10 protein-coding genes are annotated in these 16527 nt (G+C 35.6%); 7 read left to right on the plus strand and 3 right to left on the minus strand.

The window, feature by feature from the left end; translation table 11 throughout:
* Nucleotides 1-11: 11 nt before the first annotated feature.
* From LOS89_RS02675 to LOS89_RS02695, 5 genes are all read left to right on the plus strand, one after another.
* Entirely contained in the window at nt 12-566 is a 555-nt protein-coding gene (locus LOS89_RS02675; protein ID WP_309508557.1) for a sugar transferase, read from the plus strand.
* Nucleotides 567-673: 107 nt separating this feature from the next.
* The gene (locus LOS89_RS02680; protein ID WP_231836189.1) at nt 674-1816 is read left to right on the plus strand and encodes a DegT/DnrJ/EryC1/StrS family aminotransferase; all 1143 of its coding nucleotides are present in this window, start codon (nt 674-676) and stop codon (nt 1814-1816) included.
* Between the two features lie 201 nt (nt 1817-2017).
* Nucleotides 2018-3976 carry a polysaccharide biosynthesis protein gene (locus LOS89_RS02685; RefSeq protein ID WP_231836191.1) on the plus strand — a complete coding sequence of 653 codons (1959 nt, stop codon included), beginning with the start codon at nt 2018-2020 and terminating at the stop codon, nt 3974-3976.
* Between the two features lie 94 nt (nt 3977-4070).
* Nucleotides 4071-4838 (plus strand): polysaccharide biosynthesis/export family protein, encoded by a 768-nt coding sequence (locus tag LOS89_RS02690; protein WP_231836193.1) that lies wholly within the window; start codon nt 4071-4073, stop codon nt 4836-4838.
* A gap of 2 nt (nt 4839-4840) precedes the next feature.
* Nucleotides 4841-7195 (plus strand): GumC family protein, encoded by a 2355-nt coding sequence (locus LOS89_RS02695; RefSeq protein ID WP_231836195.1) that lies wholly within the window; start codon nt 4841-4843, stop codon nt 7193-7195.
* Between the two features lie 516 nt (nt 7196-7711).
* Here LOS89_RS02695 and LOS89_RS02700 read toward each other — a convergent pair.
* The 3 genes from LOS89_RS02700 to LOS89_RS02710 all read right to left on the minus strand — a co-directional run bounded on the left by LOS89_RS02700 (nt 7712) and on the right by LOS89_RS02710 (nt 11814).
* Entirely contained in the window at nt 7712-8446 is a 735-nt protein-coding gene (locus tag LOS89_RS02700; protein WP_231836197.1) for a tyrosine-protein phosphatase, read from the minus strand.
* Nucleotides 8447-9439: 993 nt separating this feature from the next.
* On the minus strand, nt 9440-10174 hold the full coding sequence (locus tag LOS89_RS02705; RefSeq protein ID WP_231836199.1) for a tyrosine-protein phosphatase: 735 nt from the start codon (nt 10172-10174) through the stop codon (nt 9440-9442).
* A gap of 869 nt (nt 10175-11043) precedes the next feature.
* The gene (locus LOS89_RS02710) at nt 11044-11814 is read right to left on the minus strand and encodes a hypothetical protein (protein WP_231836200.1); all 771 of its coding nucleotides are present in this window, start codon (nt 11812-11814) and stop codon (nt 11044-11046) included.
* Nucleotides 11815-12607: 793 nt separating this feature from the next.
* Between LOS89_RS02710 and LOS89_RS02715 the strand changes: the two genes are divergently transcribed.
* Both LOS89_RS02715 and LOS89_RS02720 read left to right on the plus strand, forming a co-directional pair.
* Nucleotides 12608-13816 carry an ATP-binding protein gene (locus LOS89_RS02715; protein ID WP_231836202.1) on the plus strand — a complete coding sequence of 403 codons (1209 nt, stop codon included), beginning with the start codon at nt 12608-12610 and terminating at the stop codon, nt 13814-13816.
* A 1447-nt stretch (nt 13817-15263) separates the two neighbouring features.
* Nucleotides 15264-16121, plus strand: coding sequence for an ABC transporter permease (locus LOS89_RS02720; RefSeq protein ID WP_231836204.1), 858 nt, complete (start codon nt 15264-15266; stop codon nt 16119-16121).
* The last annotated feature ends 406 nt before the right edge of the window (nt 16122-16527 follow it).

A 16527-nucleotide genomic window follows, 5' to 3' on the forward strand; every position in this document is an offset into this window, starting at 1 on the left:
AAGAAATATTTTTGTTACTCAAAAGACTTTTTGACCTATTTTTTTCTTTACTACTTATTATTACATTAAGTCCAGTTTTGGTATTGGGATATGTTTTGGTGAGTATAGATACTTTGTCAAATGGTCTTTTTACTCAAAAAAGAATAGGGCAATATGGGGTGCCGTTTACCATTTATAAACTAAAAACCATTCGTTCTAAAACAAAAAAGATATCCCCATTAGGGAAATTGTTTCGAAAGTCAAAAATTGATGAATTGCCACAGCTGTTCAATGTGTTATTTGGTACTATGTCGTTTGTAGGTCCACGTCCTGATATTCCGGGTTATTATGACAAATTAGAGGGAGATTACAGAAAAATATTAGCGTTAAAACCCGGCATTACTTGTGAGGCTAGTATTAAATATGCCGATGAGGAATTGATTTTAGAAAAACAAGAAAATCCATTGCAATATAATGATGCGGTTATCTTTCCAGATAAAGTTCAGATGAATCTGACGTATTATCACACCCGAACTTTTTTAGGTGATTTAATTATTTTATTAAAAACGATTCTTGGGAGTTTTTGATACATAAGGTTTTATAGCAATTTTAAGGTAATTTTATTTTTTAAAAAATACGGAAATCCGTACGGGAATTGTTTTTGTATCCTTATTTTTGCATAAAAATTAAATTCATGTCCACTATTTCAAAAATATGGCTGTCTTCTCCCCATATGGGAGGGGGCGAGCAAAAGTATGTTCAAGAAACTTTTGATACGAATTGGGTTGCGCCTTTAGGTCCTAATGTTTCGGGATTTGAACAAGATTTAGAGCGTTATTTAGGTGCGTCTGTAGCTGTTGCGGCATTGAGTTCGGGTACTGCGGCTTTGCATTTGGGATTAATTTTATTAGGTGTAAAAGCAGGAGATGATGTAATATGTCAGAGTATGACTTTTTCGGCATCGGCTAATCCAATTGCCTATTTGGGAGCCACTCCCGTTTTTATTGATAGTGAAATGGATACGTGGAATATGTGTCCGATTGCTTTAGAAGAGGCACTAGTAGATAGGATTTCAAAAGGTAAAAAACCCAAAGCTATTATTGTAGTGCATCTTTACGGAATGCCTGCAAAAATGGATGCGATACAAGCTATTGCCACAAAATATGACATTCCAATTTTAGAAGATAGTGCGGAAGCCTTAGGGAGTTCTTACAAAAATCAAAAATGTGGCACTTTTGGAGCTATGGGGGTGTTGTCTTTTAATGGGAATAAAATAATCACTACATCGGGTGGAGGTGCATTAGTTACTCATTACAAAGAACAAAAAGAAAAAGCGGTATTTTTAGCTACACAAGCACGTGATAATGCACCTCATTATCAACATTCGGAAATAGGTTATAATTACAGAATGAGTAATATATGTGCCGGAATTGGTCGTGGTCAAATGGAGGTTTTGGATGCGCACGTACAATTACGACGTGCGATGCATGGTTTTTATAGTGATTTTTTTAAATCAGTAGCGGGTGTTACTGTGCTTACAGAACCGACTACTGATTATGTATCTAATCATTGGTTGACGGCAATTACTATTGATGAAGCAGTAGTGGGTAAGTCGGTAGAAGAATTGCGATTGGTATTGGAGGCTGCTCAGATTGAGTCTCGTCCTTTGTGGAAGCCCATGCATTTACAGCCGGTGTTTGCTGCTTGTCCGTATTATGGTACAACTGTAGCGAGTGATTTGTTTGCTCAGGGGTTGTGTTTGCCTTCGGGTTCTAATCTTACTGATGCGGATCGTGCTCGTATTTTGCAGGTGTTGGTTTCTTTTTTTGAGGGGTGATTAGTGATTAGTGATTAGTGAAAAGTGAGAAGTGAATAGGGATGTTATTCCGGTTTCAGGTTTGATTTTGCGGTACTACTTGTTTTTGGTTTTTGTTTAGGTTTGTGGTTGTTTTTTTGGAATAAAAATGAGTACGACTTAATACAAAAAACATAATTTAAATTCGTCATTTCCCCGAGTAGGGGTATAAATTTTTTGTCTATGGCATGGTTTTCAATTTCTTCGTTTTCAAATGGTGGTAGTTTCGTTAGATGGGTACAACGTCGATTTTCTAATTTGGGGTATTTGCCCCGTTGGATTATCATTTGCATTGATGTGTGTATAGTTTCTTTGGCTAGTTATTTGACGTATATAGTAGTTTCTAATTTGACTTTAAAGTTTTATCTTACTTACACTCCTTTGTTCCGATATTCGATAGTTGTTTTAGTTCATGGGATCTTTTTTCTGCTCTATCGCACGTATGCTGGGATTATTCGTCATTCTAGTTTTTTTGATGCGCTAAAGTTGTTTTTTTCTACATTTTCTGGCTTTGTATTATTAGTAGTTTTTAATTATGTGCATTATTTTTTGACGGGAGATAAAGTTTATTTGATGCCGGCATTGATTGTTCATACTTTGTTTACTTTTTTGATGCTATTTTCTTTTCGTGTATTAGTTAAATTGTTTTTTGAGCATTATTTATCGGGTGTTATTTCATCTAGTTTGCCTAAATTGCTTATTTACGGATCGGATTCACAGGCAGTAGCATTAGCACATGCTTTGCTTTTAGAACAACCTAGGAAATACCAATTGATTGGTTTTGTGGGAGATAAGCAATTGCGTATGAAGCAAGAGATGTTGGGTTTGCCTATTTTTAGTAGAAAGCAATCTTTGAGAGAGTTGGTTTCGAATTATGAAGTTAATGCTTTGTTGTTAGCTGATAAGCATTTGAGTAAAACCAAAAAAATAAAAATTGTAAAGACGTGTTTGGCATTAGACTGTAAGGTTTTGACAGCCCCCGTAATTAATGAATGGGGTGATTCTAAGGAAATTACTAAGTCGATTAAGTCATTTAAAATACAAGATTTGTTAGAACGTAAGCCGATTGTATTGGATAATCAAGAAATTCAGCAACAGGTTTCGGGAAAAGTAATTTTGATTACTGGGGCGGCTGGATCAATTGGTTCCGAGATTGCTCATCAATTGTTGTCTTATAATCCTAAGGAAATTTTATTATTGGATCAGGCTGAAAGTCCCTTACATCATTTGTGTTTGGAACTTTCAAAAATAACTTCTACTTGTGTGTTAACCCCTTTATTGGTAGATGTGCGTGATGCGGCTTTGGTTGCCCATATTTTTTCACGTTATCAGCCACAATTGGTTTATCATGCTGCGGCTTATAAACATGTTCCGTTGATGGAAGATACGCCCTATCAGGCAATAATGACGAATTGTATGGGAACGAAGCATGTTGCTGATATGGCTATTCGTTATCAGGCAGAGCGTTTTGTAATGGTTTCTACTGATAAGGCTGTAAATCCAAGTAATGTTATGGGGGCCAGTAAACGTATTGCTGAGATTTATGTACAAACGTTGTTTATGGCTACTCAATCGAAACAACCTTCTGTTACCAAGTTTATTACTACCCGATTTGGCAATGTATTGGGTTCTAATGGTTCTGTGGTTCCTTTGTTTACCAAACAAATTGAGGCTGGTGGCCCCATTACTTTGACGCATCCCGATATTATTCGTTATTTTATGACCATTCCTGAAGCTTGTCAGTTGGTTTTAGAAGCTGGAGCTATGGGTAATGGAGGTGAAATTTTTATTTTTGATATGGGTAAACCGGTTCGCATTTTGGATTTGGCTACAAAGATGATTCGATTAGCGGGTTTGATTCCGGAACAAGACATTGCTATACAGATTACGGGTTTACGTCCTGGAGAAAAGTTGTATGAAGAATTGTTATATGATACCTCTAAGGTTTTGCCTACGCATCATGCTAAGATTTTGATTGCACAGGATCTGAGTGGTTATGACTATGTTGCTTTTAATTCTCTTATGGAAAATTTATGTGCTCACACGGTTGCTTTTGACTATGAGCAAGCCGTTCGCTTGATGAAACAAATGGTGCCTGAGTTTAAAAGTCAGAATTCTGTTTTTGAGCGACTAGATGGTTAAAAGCATACTTTTATTAGTTTTCCATGCAAAAGTTTTTTATCTTTGCCCCTTTTAAGGGAGCATTGTTGCTTAATTTTAAACCTATATGACCTCCATGAAACAATTTTTGATTCGTTTTACTTTCTTGACTGGTATTTTGTTGTTGTTGGTTTCTTGTGTTGCGAAAGAGAAGGTTTTGTATCTTCAGCAGACTGCATCGGTGAATTCACTTACTTCTTATGAGCCTGTTTTACAGCCCGATGATGTTGTAATGATTACTGTTTCTTCCGAAAATCCTGAAGTTGCTGCACCTTATAATTTGAATGTGATTTCACTTCAAGGAGCGACTGAAAATGTTGTTGGCACTCAGCGAATTCAAACCTATATTTTAGATAAAGCGGGTAAAATTGATTTTCCGATATTGGGTTCAGTTGTTTTAGGGGGATTAACTAAGACAGAAGCGGTGGCTACTTTGAAGGGCTTATTGAAAGATCATGTTAGTGATGCGGTTGTTAATTTAAGAATTTTAAATTTTAAAGTTACGGTTTTGGGTGAGGTTCAAAAACCGGGTACTTATACTGTTTCTAGTGAGCGCATTACTTTGTTGGAAGCTATTGGTATGTCGGGTGATATGACTATATATGGGAATCGAAAAAATGTGTTGCTAATTCGCGAAAAGAACGGTACCAAAACGACGGAGCGAATAGATTTAACCAAATCGGATTTTTTGAATTCATCGTCGTATTACCTTTCTCAAAATGATGTTGTTTATGTAGAGCCAAACAAAACTAGGATTAATTCTTCCGTTGTTGGTCCTAATTTAACGGTTGGAATATCTGCACTATCTTTAATTGTTACCATTATTGCTTTAACTGTTAAATAAGTATGAATCCAAATTCTATAGAAAATTCTACTACAGCTACCTTTAATCTTAAGGAAGAACTAGAAAATTATTTGATTTATTGGCGTTGGTTTGTTTTAAGCTTAGTTGTTTGTATAACTGTAGCTTTTTTGTATTTACGCTATGCCATTCCAAATTATAAAGCGGTTGCTACAATTTTAGTTCAAGATGAGCGTAAAGGTTCTATGGCTTCTGAACTTTCTGCTTTTGAAGATTTGGGTTTGTTAAACAATGTAAAAAACAATGTAGATAATGAGATTGAGGTTATTAAATCGCGTCGTTTGATTGAATCTGCTATTCGTGATTTGTCTTTGCAGGTATCTTATTTTAGTATTGGACGAGTAAAATCGGAGGAGTTGTATACCAATAGCCCTATAGCGGTTGTGTTTTCTACGACTACGCCAGAATTTGACTCTAGCTCATCTCGTTTTGAGGTTCAATTTACAGCTATAAATCGATTTGATTTGGCGACTGGTGAAGGGAAATCCCTTGGGAATTACTCGATAGGAGTTCCAATTTCCTATAAGGGTTCGACTTTTGTAGTTTTACCTCGTAAGAAAAAACCAATACAACCCGATACGCACCTTTTGGTTGCAGTAACGCCTATTTCTAATTTAGTTGAGGATTTTAAATCTCGTTTAACGATTGCTACTATTGGAAAGAATACTAGTGTTATCGAGTTGTCTTTAGTAGATCCTGTTCAAGAGAAAGCGGAGGATTTTTTAAATGCATTAATTGAAAATTATAATGAAGATGCTATTTCTGATAAAAAGTATGTAGCTGAGAATACTTCTAGATTTATTGAACAACGTTTGCTTATTATTAGTGATGAGTTGAAGGGTGTTGAATCTGATGTTGAATCGTTCAAGAAACAAAATAAGGTAACGGATATTGTTTCGGAAGCTGGATTGTTTTTGGAAAATGCGACTGAGTTTGAAAAGAAAGAGCTAGAAACTGAAACCCAATTGAAGGTGGTTAGTAGTATTTTGGATTATATGAATTCTAATACTAGTTCTGAATTACTTCCTGCTAATGTTTTACCTGCAGAGGAAGGCGCAAGTGCTTCTATTGCACAATATAATCAATTGGTTTTAGAGCGCAACAAGTTGTTGAAAACCGCAGGGTCAAAAAACAGTATGGTTTTGAATTTAGAGGCTAAAATAGCTACGTTAAAAAGTAGTGTTTCCTCTAGTTTATTGCAGTTGCAGAATCAACTAAAAATTAAGAAGAAGGATATTACGCGTCAGAAAGCTGTTTTAGGAGGAAAGATTTCTCAAATTCCAACGCAAGAAAAGATTTTTAGAGATATTGATAGAAAACAGAATATTAAAGAGGCTTTGTATTTGTACTTGTTGCAAAAAAGAGAAGAAACTCAGATTTCTCTTGCTGTAACGGCTCCTAATGCTAAGGTGATTGATACTGCTATAGCTTCTAAAAATCCGGTGTCGCCTAAACGTCAAATTATTTTTTTGGGAAGTTTATTTTTAGGATTGCTAATTCCTTTTTCTATTCTATACATCAGAAGATTATTAGATACTAAAGTTAAATCGCGATTGGATATTGAACAAGCTACTACGATGCCTATTATTGGTGATGTTCCAAAATCGGTTTCCAATGAAGTTATTCTTTCCAACACAAGCAGAACGAGTACGGCTGAATCACTTCGTATTGTTCGAACCAATCTTGAGTTCTTACTTAATGAAGTTCCAGAAGGTTTGGCCAAAACTATTTTCATAACGTCTACCTTTCCTAAGGAAGGAAAAACCTTTATATCGGTAAATTTGGCTTCCACGATTGCCTTGTCTGATAAGAAAGTATTGTTATTAGGTTTGGATATTAGAAATCCAAAAATAGAAGAATATTTATCTGTTCCCAAGGCAGGTGTTACTAATTATTTGGCTTCCAATGAGGGTGAGAACTTAGCTGATTTCATAACAAAAGTAGCAGGTTTTTCGAATTTGTTTGTCATGCCAGCCGGTATTGTTCCTCCCAATCCAGCTGAGTTGTTAATGGGCAAAAAGGTGGCGGAATTGTTTGAACAATTAAAGCAAGATTTTGATTATATTATTGTAGATACTGCTCCTGTAAGTTTGGTTACTGATACTTTATTGATATCCAAATATGCGGATGCTTTTGTATATGTTGCCAGAGCAAATTACTTAGACAAACGAATGTTGTCTTTACCAGAACGCTTGTATCAAGAGAAGAAACTACCTAATATGTCGATCTTAATTAACGATACCGATTCTACAAAAGGTTACGGATACGGCTACGGCTACGGATATGGCTATGGGGTTGAGGTTGAAAAAAAATCTTTTTGGAAACGTTTTTTTAGATAGTTTCGGGTTTTAGGTTTCGGGTTTCAAGTTTGAAGTTTCAGGTTTCAAGTTTGAAGTTTCAGGTTTCAAGTTTGAAGTTTCAGGTTTCAAGTTTGAAGTTTCAGGTTTCAAGTTTGAAGTTTCAGGTTTTAGGTTTCGTGTTTTAGGTTTCAAGTTTCAAGTTTCAAGTTTCGGGTTTTAGGTTTCAGGTTGAGAAGAAAATATAAAAAGTAACAAGGAAAAAGATTTTTAAAATTTTTGTAATTTTTTAAATCGATGTTCCTGAAGGAAAATAGAACTTAGAATATTGGAACTTTAAATTTATTTGAAACCTATAAGTCATAGAAGTTTTTTTGAAGTTGCATTGTATTTCGTTGAAAAGTTCATAAAAGATTGAAGGAATTTAAAGTAATTATTACTATTAATTCATTCTAATTTTATGCAGAACTGGTTTTAGCCTCTTTTTTAGTTGGTTTTTGTTCTGAAACTTATGGGATTGATCTTGCCTTTGATTTTGTCTTTTAAAAACTTTTATGTTTATTTAAAAAACACATTTTTAGTCATGGTTTCCTCTAAGGTTTTGTGATTTTTTATTATCACCTTATTTTGGAAAGCTGCTACGTGATTTTTATGATGAATATCAGAACCTACAAAATCATACAAGTCTTCTTTTAAGAGATAATCGGCAGTTTCAGCAACATTTTTTCCATAATACCCAACGGTAGCTAATAAGTTTAACTGAAATAAGCACCCTGCTTTTTTTAGTTTTGCAAATTCTTTTTTGTTGGAATGAAAGTAATTGTAACGCTCTGGATGTGCTAAAACCAATTGGTAGCCTTTAAGTTGCAACTCAAAAAGAAAATCATATAATTGAATGGGCGCGTTCAAATACGACATTTCAATTAGAATAACATTGTCTTTTAGTGTTAGCAGACTTTCTTGTTGTGCTAATTGCATTAAATTTTCATCCAAAAAATATTCAGAGGCACATTCAAGTGCTACTTTTTTAGAAAGTTCAGGTAATTCTTTTTGAACTAACACATGTGTATTTCTTATTGAATCGGTGGTGTTATCCCATACATTTTTCATCGTATGAGGTGTTGTAATCACTTTTGAAAAACCCAATTGTTTCATCTCTTTTAAAAGAAATTCCGTATCCGCTATATTTTGGGCGCCATCATCTATTCCTGGTAAGACATGAGAATGAATATCCACATATCCAGAAGGAATTAATTCGGCTAATTTAGGTTTCGATTTGAAAAGGGATAACATGTTTTGAAATTTGTGACGAAATTACGAATTATTTTGTTTGTTGTTGATGTTTTAGGTTTCGGGTTTCAGGTTTCAGGTTTCAGTTTTTTTGGGGATTAGAACGCGGATGAAACGGGTCCGCCTAGGCGGAGCGCTGATGGTTACGGATTTTTACACCGAGTTGCTCGGAGTTTTTTTGAAGTGGATTGTGTTGAGAGAGGTTCACAGAGTCCGAAGCTTCGGATGTTTCACTTTTTTGTTTTTTTTGCCACGGATTAAAGGATTATTAGGGTTTTTCTAATTGAAGTGATAAAGGGGAAAAGTTATTGGAAGGAATTGTTCCTTTGAGGGGACTTTAGGGGTGTGGTGATGTTGATTTAACCGCAAAGAGCGCTAAGTTTTTACTTCGTCAATTCGACCTTTAGTCTCGGGTCGCAAAGAGTGCAAAGGCGTTTCACTTTTTTGTTTTTTTTGCCACGGATTAAAGGATTATTAGGATTTTTCTAATTGAAGTGATAAAGGGAAAAAGTTATTGGAAGGAATTGTCCCCTTGAGGGGACTTTAGGGGTGTAGCTGGGTTGTTTTACACAGAGTTGCACGGAGTTTTTTCTGAAGTGGATGGTGTTGAGAGAGCTACACCGAGTCCGAAGCTTCGGACGCTGCGCTTTTTTTGTTTCAGGTTTCAGGTTGAGAAGAAAATATAAAAAGTAATAAGGAAAACGATTTTTAAAATTTTTGTAATTTTTTAAATCGATGTTCCTGAAGGAAATAGCACTTAGCATATTGGAACTTTAAATTTATTTGAAACCTATAAGTCATAGAAGTTTTTTTGAAGTTGCATTGTATTTCGTTGAAAAGTTCATAAAAGAGTGAAGGAATTTAAAGTAATTATTACTATTAATTCATTCTAATTGTCATGCAGCACTGGTTTTAGCCTCTTTTTTAGTTGGTTTTTGTTCTGAAACTTACGGCATTGATCTTGCCTTTGATTTTGTCTTTTAAAATCTTTTATGTTTATTTAAAAAACACATTTTTAGTCATGGTTTCCTCTAAGGTTTTGTGATTTTTTATAATCACCTTATTTTGGAAAGCTGCTACGTGATTTTTATGATGAATATCAGAACCCACAAAATCATACAAGTCTTCTTTTAAGAGATAATCGGCAGTTTCGGCGACATTTTTTCCATAATACCCTACGGTAGCTAATAAGTTTAACTGAAATAAGCACCCTGCTTTTTTTAGTTTTGCAAATTCTTTTTTGTTGGAATGAAAGTAATTGTACCGCTCTGGATGTGCTAAAACCAATTGGTAGCCTTTAAGTTGCAACTCAAAAAGAAAATCATATAACTGAATAGGTGCGTTCAAATACGACATTTCAATTAGAATAACATTGTCTTTTAGTGTTAGCAGACTTTCTTGTTGTGCTAATTGCATTAAATTTTCATCTAAAAAATATTCAGAAGCACAATTAAGTGCTACTTTCTTAGAAAGTTCAGGTAATTCCTTTTGAACTAACACATGTGTATTTCTTATTGAATCGGTGGTGTTATCCCATACGTTTTTCATGGTATGAGGTGTTGTAATCACTTTTGAAAAACCCAATTGTTTCATCTCTTTTAAAAGAAATTCCGTATCCGCTATATTTTGCGCGCCATCATCTATTCCTGGTAAGACATGAGAATGAATATCCACATATCCAGAAGGAATTAATTCGGCTAATTTAGGTTTCGATTTGAAAAGGGATAACATGTTTTGAAATTTGGGACGAAATTACGAATTATTTTGTTTGTTGTTGATGTTTCAAGTTTCAAGTTTCAGGTTTTGGAGGATTAGCACGCGGATGAAACGGATTCGCTGATGCGAAGAGCGGATGATATCGGATTTTTTTGAAGGAATTGTCCCTTTGAGGGGACTTTAGGGGTGTGGTGATGTTGATTTAAACGCAAAGAGCGCTAAGTTTTTTACTTCGTCAATTCGACCTTTAGTCTCGGGTCGCAAAGAGTGCAAAGGCGTTTCACTTTTTTGTTTTTTTTGCCACGGATTAAAGGATTATTAGGATTTTTCTAATTGAAGTGATAAAGGGAAAAAGTTATAAGAAGGAATTGTTCCTTTGAGGGGACTTCAGGGGTGTGGTGATGTTGATTTAAACGCAAAGAGCGCTAAGTTTTTTACTTCGTCAATTCGACCTTTAGTCTCGGGTCGCAAAGAGTGCAAAGGCGTTTCACTTTTTTGTTTTTTTTGCCACGGATTAAAGGATTATTAGGATTTTTCTAATTGAAGTGATGAAGGGAAAATGTTATTAGAAGGAATTGTTCCTTTGAGGGGACTTCAGGGGTGTGGTGATGTTGGTTTAAACGCAAAGAGCGCTAAGTTTTTTACTTCGTCAATTCGACCTTTAGTCTCGGGTCGCAAAGAGTGCAAAGGCGTTTCACTTTTTTGTTTTTTTTGCCACGGATTAAAGGATTGTGAGGATTTTTCTAATTTACGTGATAAAGGGAAAAAGTTATTAGAAGGAATTGTCTCCTTGAGGGGACTTTAGGGGTGTGGTGATGTTGGTTTTACAGTAGATTCACTGATTTTACATAATGTTGGGCGAAGTTTTACACAGAGTTTTGGAGTTATTTTTTTGTATTGAAGTTTTGGATTCCGATTATGGTGGTGGTGTTCCATTTTTTGTGGAGGGGTTTGATTTTTCGGCGTTCTTTGTTGGAGAAACCTATGAATAAGTAGGCCATCCATAGGTCTTGGGTTTGGAGTTTGTCTATTTGAAATTCTAGCTGTGCTTCTGAATCGTTCTTTTCTAAAATGATTTCATTGCTGTAGTGGTTTTCAAATTTATCTTCTTTACAATTCCAATTGGCGATGGCTATTTGAAAATGAATTTGGTTGGCTTCGGGTTCTGGCCAATTGATGTCTTTTTCTGTATTGATTGTTGTCAGATCGATTTTGTTTTGTTTCCAATCGAATGTTATTTTTTTCTTTGCCACTTTGTTTAAAGGTCTAAGTTTGTTTGCTTCAAAGTTGACCAGTATTTCGTGTAATTCGGAATTTTGGAGTCCGATTTCTAGCTTTCTTTCTCCTTTTTTATTTGTTGTATCCTCTTCCAGGATTTCGAGCAGTAATTGGTTGACTCTTCCAGCGAAAGACACTTCTTTTGCTTTGTCATAGAATTGTTTTGCTAATAGGCGAAAAATTCTTGCTTTACGGACACAACTTCCGAATTCTGTTCCGTGTTCTCTTATGGTGTTGAAGATGGGATTGTTTGCAAATTGTTCTTTGGTGATTCCCGGTTTTCCTTTTAGTCGGACTAGATTTTGTTCCGATGCTTTATAGAAATTTAAATCGTCAATTGTGCCTTCGATTTCAAAAGGTGCTGTTACTTTTGCCATGATTTGTTTATTTTATAGTTTCCTCTAAAATTACAACTGGATTTTGATTTGTGCAAGATGTGATTTGGTGTGATTTGATGCAATTTGGTTGATTTTTAGGTGTTTTTTTAGAGTGGAGGCGCGCGTTTGGGGGGTTTGGTAATGAGAAGATGTGGGACTGGGAGATGAGGAGACGAGGGGATGGGAGATGGGATTTTTCTATTGGAAAGGATATAAGTAAAAGTTGTAAAAAGGGATTGTCCCTTTGAGAGGACTTCAGGGGTGTGGTGGTTGTGATTTAACCGCAAAGAGCGCAAGGTTTTACGCAAAGTTCGCTAAGTTTTTTACTTCGTCAATTCGACCTTTAGTCTCGGGTTGCAAAGGGAGCAAAGGCGCTGCGCTTTTTTGAGATTGGGACGCGGATGAAACGGATTCGCTGATGCGAAGCGCTGATGATAGCGGATTTTTTTGAAGGAATTGTCCCCTTGAGGGGACTTCAGGGGTGTAGCGGGGTTGTTTTACACAGAGTTTCACGGAGCTTTTTTTGAAGAGTTTTGTGTTGAAATAGATGCGCGAAGGCGCTTTGCTTTTTGGAGGGTTTGAGATGGATTGAGTTGGATAATAGCTGCACTTTGTTTAGCGGGTAGGGTTGCCTGCTGGGTAGGTGTTTCCTCGGCAAGCTCGGAATTACAGATAAGGAAAAATGGAGGACAGATGATTTAATTGTATTTATAATAATTCTATTTTTGTAAAAAAGTTATAATTATGTTTATAATTATTTGTATTTTTGCGTATTGTTTAAAGTATGATTATAATGAATATTCCTAAACAGATTACTGCAAGAATGGATTACATGGAACGAGTGATTCCGTTCATTGGTAAAAACCTGATAAAGGTGTTTACTGGGCAACGCCGCGTGGGGAAAAGTTACTTGATGTTTCAAATTATTGCGTATGTGCAAGAACATTTTCCTGAAGGTAAAATAATCTATATCAACAAAGAGGATCTTGGTTTTTCTCACATTAAAACGGCTACTGATTTACACGATTATGTTGTTTCTAATCAAGCTACAGGAAGTAAGACTTTTGTTTTTATTGATGAAATTCAGGATGTAGAAAATTTTGAAGCAGCACTACGCTCGTTGTTGCTTTATGAAAACCTTGATATTTATTGTACTGGTAGTAATGCGAATTTATTGTCGGGAGACATAGCTGGGCATTTAAGTGGGCGTTATATTGAAATAACGGTTTACAGTTTGTCTTATGTCGAGTTTTTACAATTTCATACTTTAACGGATACTGAAGCTAGTTTGAATCTTTTCTTAAAGTATGGTGGTTTGCCTTATATCAAACATTTGCCTTTAGAGGATGCCATCGTTTTTGAATATTTAAAAAATATTTACCATACCATTGTTTATCGCGATATTATTAATCGTTTTTCTATTCGTAATACGCTTTTTTTAGAGCAATTGGTTCAGTTTTTAGCGGCTCAGACAGGCAGTTTGTTTTCCGCTAAAAAGATTAGTGATTTTTTGAAGTCGCAACGAATAAATATGGCGCCCAACCAAGTTCAAACCTATGTACAGTATTTGGTTAGTGCTTTTTTATTACATAAGGTGGCACGTTATGACCTTGTTGGGAAACGTTTGTTTGAAATAGGTGATAAATTTTATTTTGAAAATTTAGGTATTCGTAATGCTATTTGGGGTTACCGCATTGAAGATCGTGGTAAAATTATAGAGAATGTTGTGTATAATCACTTGGTATTTCGTGGATATGTTGTAAAAGTGGGGGTTTTAGGAGATAAAGAAATTGATTTTATAGCAGAGAAAAAAAACGAAAAGATCTATGTTCAAGTCGCTTTATCTCTTGATGCTGAAAAAACTATGGAGCGCGAATTTGGTAATTTGCTCGCCATTGACGATAATTACCCTAAAATGGTGGTCACTTTGAGTGTCTATGATGGGGCAAGTTATCAAGGGGTTAAAGTGGTGGATTTGCGTAGTTTTTTGAAGACGGTTTGATGGTGGGGATGCTGGGAGGTGAGGAGATTGGCATGCGGATGAAACGGATTCGCTAATGCGAAGCGCAGCTGTTGGCGGATTTTTAACCACATAGAAACATAGTTTTTACATAGAGAAGTGCAGGTTTTTTAAAGTGGATGGTGTTGAGAGGTTTGCAGAGGCGTTGTACTTTTTTTAGTTTTTTGCCACGGATTAAAGGATTATGAGGATTTTTCTAATTGAAACGAGTTAAAGTAAAAAAGTTTATAGAAGGAATTGTCCCCTTGAGAGGACTTTAGGGGTGTAGTGATGTTGATTTAAACGCAAAGAGCGCTAAGTTTTTTACTTCGTCAATTCGACCTTTAGTCTCGGGTTGCAAAGGGAGCAAAGGCGTTTTACTTTTTTGTTTTTTTGCCACGGATTAAAGGATTGTGAGGATTTTTTCTAATTGAAGTGATAATATAAAATAGTTATTAGAAGGCATTGTCCCCTTGAGGGGACTTTAGGGGTGTGGTGATGTTGATTTAAACGCAAAGAGCGCTAAGTTTTTTCGCAAAGTTCGCAAAGTTTTTTATTTCGTCAATTCGACCTTTAGTCTCGGGTTGCAAAGGGAGCAAAGGCGTTTTACTTTTTTGTTTTTTTTGCCACGGATTAAAGGATTATTAGGATTTTTCTAATTGAAGTGATAAAGGGAAAAAGTTATTAGAAGGAATTGTCCCTTTGAGGGGACTTTAGGGGTGTGGTGATGTTGATTTAAACGCAAAGAGCGCTAAGGTTTTACGCAAAGAGCGCTAAGTTTTTTTGTAAAGGGAGCAAAGGCGCTGCGCTTTTTTGAGATAGGCACGCAGATGAAACGGATTCGCTGATGCGAAGCGCTGATGATAGCGGATTTTTTTGAAGGAATTGTCCCCTTGAGGGGACTTTAGGGGTGTTGCGGGGTTGTTTTACACAGAGTTTCACGGAGTTTTTTTTGAAGTGGATTGTGTTGAGAGAGGTGCACAGAGAGGTTTTACTTGAACGAGTTTCAGGTTTCAGATTTTTGATTTTTGAATGTTGAATTGAATGGCACGCGGATGAAACGGATTCGCTAATGCGTAGCGCAGCTGTTGGCGGGTTTTTCTTGAAATACATAGTCACATTAGTTGCGCTTTGTGTTTATTAAGGGCGTTGCACTTGACATAAATCACAATAGACTCTACGATTTGTTTGTTATGCATGATTCATTTCAGCATTTCTTCTATGAACTTTTCACCACCATCTAATTAACTCAAAACAAACTTATATGTTTTAGTTTTAGTTTTTGTTTCAAGTTTTAAATTGATTTTTGATCTTGCCCTTGCCCTTGAATTTTGGTCTTACCTTTAAAATTTAAAATAGACTTTACCCAATAAAATTTGTCCTTCCGTTAAAAAAGTTTAAATTTGGACGCTAAGTCTTATTAAGTAAGACTTTTACAATACATTCATCAATGAGTCATAAAAATACTACAGCCGAACATTGGGATTCCGTAATAGAATCGAAGCATTCTCTTTTTGATATTAATCTAAAAGAGCTTTGGCATTATCGTGATTTGTTAGTGTTGTTTGTAAGAAGAGATTTTGTTACAGTTTATAAACAAACAATTTTAGGTCCCCTCTGGTTCTTTATTCAGCCTTTATTAACTACTATTACTTTTACCATTATTTTTGGTAATGTGGCGCAATTATCAACAGATGGTGCTCCAAAAATTATTTTCTACATGGCCGGGATTACCTTGTGGAATTACTTTTCAACTTGTTTAACAACGGTTTCGGGTGTTTTTAATGCCAATGCAAGTATTTTTGGTAAAGTGTATTTTCCAAGATTAATCATGCCACTGACCATCGTGATTTCTAATTTGATGAAGTTTGGGGTGCAGTTTTTATTGTTTGTTTGTTTTGTGGGGTATTTTACCTTGCAAAATCAAATTCATCCTAATAGTTGGATATTGCTGACTCCCCTAATCATCGTATTAATGGCTTTGATTTCCATGGGAATTGGTTTGATTTTATCTTCCATGACCACAAAATATAAAGATTTGAATCAATTAATTGGTTTTGGAGTGCAGTTGTTTATGTATGCTACTCCGGTTATTTATCCAAGTTCATCCGTTCCTCAAAATTATCAATGGGTGGTAGAACTTAATCCATTAGTAGGATTATTTGATTATATGCGTTATGCTTATTTAGGTGTGGGGAATTTTAACTTCTCTAATTTAGTTTATCCATCTATATTTTCAATAGTAATTTTAGCCATTGGTATTTTAGTGTTTAATAAGACGCAGAAGACGTTTATGGATACGGTTTAGACGGGTTTCAAGTTTCAGGTTTCAAGTTTTTGAATGTTGAATAACGAATGTTGAATTTTTTACACCGAGATGCACGGAGGTTTTTTGAAGTGGTTGGTATGGAGATAGGCACGCGGATGAAACGGATTCGCTAATGCGAAGCGCTGATGATAGCGGATTTTTTTGAAGGAATTGTCCCCTTGAGGGGACTTTAGGGGTGTAGCGGGGTTGTTTTACACAGAGTTACATGGAGATTTTTTTGAAGAGGATTGTGTTGAGAGAGATGCACAGAGTCCGAAGCTTCGGACGTTTCACTTTTTTGTTTTTTTGCCACGGATTAGAGGATTATGAGGATTTTACACAGAGATGCACGGAGGTTTTTTGAAGTGGATTGTGTTAAAGAGAGCAGCACAGAGGCGTTTCACTT

The organism is Flavobacterium channae (genome assembly GCF_021172165.1).
Classification (GTDB): domain Bacteria; phylum Bacteroidota; class Bacteroidia; order Flavobacteriales; family Flavobacteriaceae; genus Flavobacterium; species Flavobacterium channae.